The sequence below is a fragment of the Okeania sp. genome, from assembly GCF_035285525.1.
Lineage (GTDB): Bacteria > Cyanobacteriota > Cyanobacteriia > Cyanobacteriales > Microcoleaceae > Trichodesmium.
In genome coordinates this window covers 1-2,815 of the sequence record NZ_JAYKGW010000078.1, presented here as the reverse complement: position 1 = coordinate 2,815, position 2,815 = coordinate 1, and the positions used below count along the sequence as shown (strand labels likewise).

General features: G+C 35.9%; 3 protein-coding genes and 1 pseudogene. 1 reads left to right on the top strand and 3 read right to left on the bottom strand.

Going from position 1 to position 2,815, the window contains the following annotated elements:
- Positions 1-140 precede the first annotated feature (140 nt).
- Positions 141-575 (top strand): AbrB family transcriptional regulator, encoded by a 435-nt coding sequence (locus VKJ25_RS07830; RefSeq protein ID WP_324236063.1) that lies wholly within the window; start codon positions 141-143, stop codon positions 573-575.
- A 298-nt stretch (positions 576-873) separates the two neighbouring features.
- Here the strand turns inward: VKJ25_RS07830 and VKJ25_RS07825 are convergent, their stop codons facing one another.
- From VKJ25_RS07825 to VKJ25_RS07815, 3 genes and pseudogenes are all read right to left on the bottom strand, one after another.
- Positions 874-1,572: a lysophospholipid acyltransferase family protein gene (locus VKJ25_RS07825; RefSeq protein ID WP_324236062.1), complete on the bottom strand. Its 699-nt coding sequence runs from the start codon at positions 1,570-1,572 to the stop codon at positions 874-876.
- Between the two features lie 252 nt (positions 1,573-1,824).
- Positions 1,825-2,423: pseudogene (locus tag VKJ25_RS07820) on the bottom strand (sulfite oxidase-like oxidoreductase).
- Positions 2,424-2,599: 176 nt separating this feature from the next.
- A partial coding sequence (locus VKJ25_RS07815; RefSeq protein ID WP_324236061.1) for a hypothetical protein occupies positions 2,600-2,815 on the bottom strand: 216 nt, incomplete at its 5' end.

The window sequence follows — 2,815 nt, the reverse complement described above, 5'->3', positions numbered from 1 at the left end:
AATTTGATGAAATAAGTGAAATATTTAGACAATTAGTGTAAGATAGTTTAGAAAGCAAATATCAAACTATTGTTTATTGGAATTTCAAGAAGCCAAGACAAAAGTTAATAACTGTAGTCAAGTGTTATAGGACTAAAAACATGGGTAAAAAGAAAAATCCTGAACCCTTACAAGGGGAAAGTTTACTTAAAAAAGTCAAAGAATTAGGTAACTTAACTAAAGAAGAGAAAGCTAGAGAATGTGGCTACTACACCGTTACTAAAAATGGTGTTGAAAGAGTTAACATGATGAAGTTTTTGAATGCTTTGATTGATGCTGAGGGTATTAAATTAGATGGAAAACAAAATGGTAATGGGCGTGGGGGACGTTCTGCTAGTTATAGAATTAGTGTACAATCCAATGGTAATTTACTAATTGGTGCAGCTTATACTAAACAAATGGATTTACACCCAGGAGATGAGTTTGAAATTTCCTTGGGACGTAAACATATTCATTTACGTCAAGTAGAAGAAGATGTAGAGGAAGAAGATTTAGAAGAGGAAGAAGATTTAGAGGAAGAGATGGCATCAGCATGATTGTCATTTAACGCTAGATACTTCACTTTATTTAGGGAAAAGCAAAATGGAAACCCCGGTCTCTTTTTAGAACGGGGATGAAATGGCTTATAACTGAACTTCCCCTTTGACAAAACACCATAATTTCTGGTGCGTGACTAAGTTTGAAAGTCCCTGGCAATTTCCGGCAAATAGCCTTATTCTATAAAATGAAAACTGAAAGAAAAGGAAATGACCAAAAATTATGTAACGCCAGGGGAAGCGACCCGAATTTTGGGAGTATGTGACAGAACCTTGCAGTACTCTTTCCTAGAAATTTCTAATATTTTTTATGTAATTGCTTCAGAGAAAGTTCTATATCTGTAGTAATTTTTTCAGAAGCTTGTTTTGTAGAAGTACCAAGATAATCTCTGACTTCTAAAGGATCGCCGATATTAATCTGGACACCGCATCGCCAGGGTGGAGGTGCAGGATGATCGTACAAAACACTAATAGGAAAAATTTGTAGATGGGGTTGATTACCACTAGACATCACTTGTAGTGCTATGCGAGAAACTCCTGGTTGAATAAAATGAATTTCATTATTTTCAGGATATATTCTTCCTTCAGGAAATAGTACCAATATTTTCCCTTCTTTGAGAATTTTAACACTATGACGAATAGTAGATATTCCTGGATTATTGCGATCAACAGGAAAGCCACCTAAGCGACGAATAAACCAACCCTGAAAACCTTTTGTTTGTTCTTGGGAGACCATATATCGCAAGTGAGAGATATTCACCAAACCTACGAGATAAGCAATAATTAAAGGATCCCACCGGGAACGATGAGTCGGTGCCAGAATAGTTGCTCCTCTATTAGTAGAAATTTTTTCTTGACCCCTAACTTTTAGGTTGAAATAAAGGGGTAAAAGCATTTTGCATACAATAGAATAAGTCAAAATAGTTAACCAAGGTGAAAACTCAGAGGTAATTTTTGCAGACGCTGGATAGTTTTGAGGTTGATTTTGTTCAGTCATTTATATAAAGTCAAATATTAGAAATTAGGGAGAGATGTTATATACAACATCCTTAGAAAGTCAACAGAAATTGAAAGTAGATAGGAGGTAGTAGGAAGAATCATCCATTGATTTTTCTACAACTATTATGCCTTGTATGCTAAATTTTTGATTTTTCGGGAATCGTACTTAGATAACTTAAAAGGTAACACTTTTTGATAGCCAAACAGGCTAAAACTTTTGGTCAATGCTTTTAGATTTAATCAGTTAGTCTTAAATATCGCTATAACGTTCTTTTGCCGAAGGTTCACCACGTTTGTGATAACCATTACGTTCCCAGAAACCTAATTGTTCATGGTCTAAAAATTCTAGCCCATTAATCCATTTTGCACTTTTCCAAGCATAAAGATGAGGAAGTACTAATCCCATGGAACCATCATGCTCGACAGGTAAAGATTCATCAGAGCAAAGAGAGTATGAGCAAAAAAATTTTCTTCTCTCAGGAAGTCAGACAGAAAAATATTCGTGGTGTAACCTCCATAGCAATGTTCCATAATATGAATGGCTTTGGGATCTAATTCAAAATGAGCCATAAAATCTGTAACTTTTACTCCCGTCCATTGAACATCAAGTTTCGACCAACGAGTAACACAATGAAAATCTGCTGTCAAGTGATTTTGTGACATTGCCATAAAATCTGACCAATTAAATACAGGTTTAACTGCACCCCATACTTTTAATTCCCATTCATCGGTAGTAATATTAGGAGTCTCCCCATAAGTTAATACGGGAAAACGTTTAGCCAAGTGTTGACCAGGAGGAACGCGATCGCTTTGTTCTGGTTCTGGTTTGCGAAAAAATTTACCTAACATAATTAATAACTTTTAGTAATTTACTTTTCAGAAAAAATCACATCAATTATAGCGCTTTCCGTTGTCCGCGATAGGTGTATCTCACGAGCAACGGGAAGCGCACTATAATGTGTTCATCGTTTACCCTGTAGCTCATTTCTGTGAAATATGCTATATTTCTTTGCACTAGAATATTTCTAGCCAAATTTGACTGTAAATTGGAAGTATCTGCTGCCATGATTTACCGAAGGAATATTTTTTCCCATTGGACTGACACAACTAAAACTGTCTTGTCTACCTTGTCTACCTTGTCTACCTTGTCTACCTTGTCTACCTTGTCTACCTTGTCTACCTTGTCTACCTTGTCTACCTTGTCTACCTTGTCTACCTTGTCTACCTTGTCTACCTTGTCT

Bases quoted from the DNA above. Each gene is read 5' to 3' on its own strand.
- VKJ25_RS07830 (WP_324236063.1), top strand. From the start codon at position 141: ATGGGTAAAAAGAAAAATCCTGAACCCTTACAAGGGGAAAGTTTACTT.
- VKJ25_RS07825 (WP_324236062.1), bottom strand. From the start codon at position 1,572: ATGACTGAACAAAATCAACCTCAAAACTATCCAGCGTCTGCAAAAATT.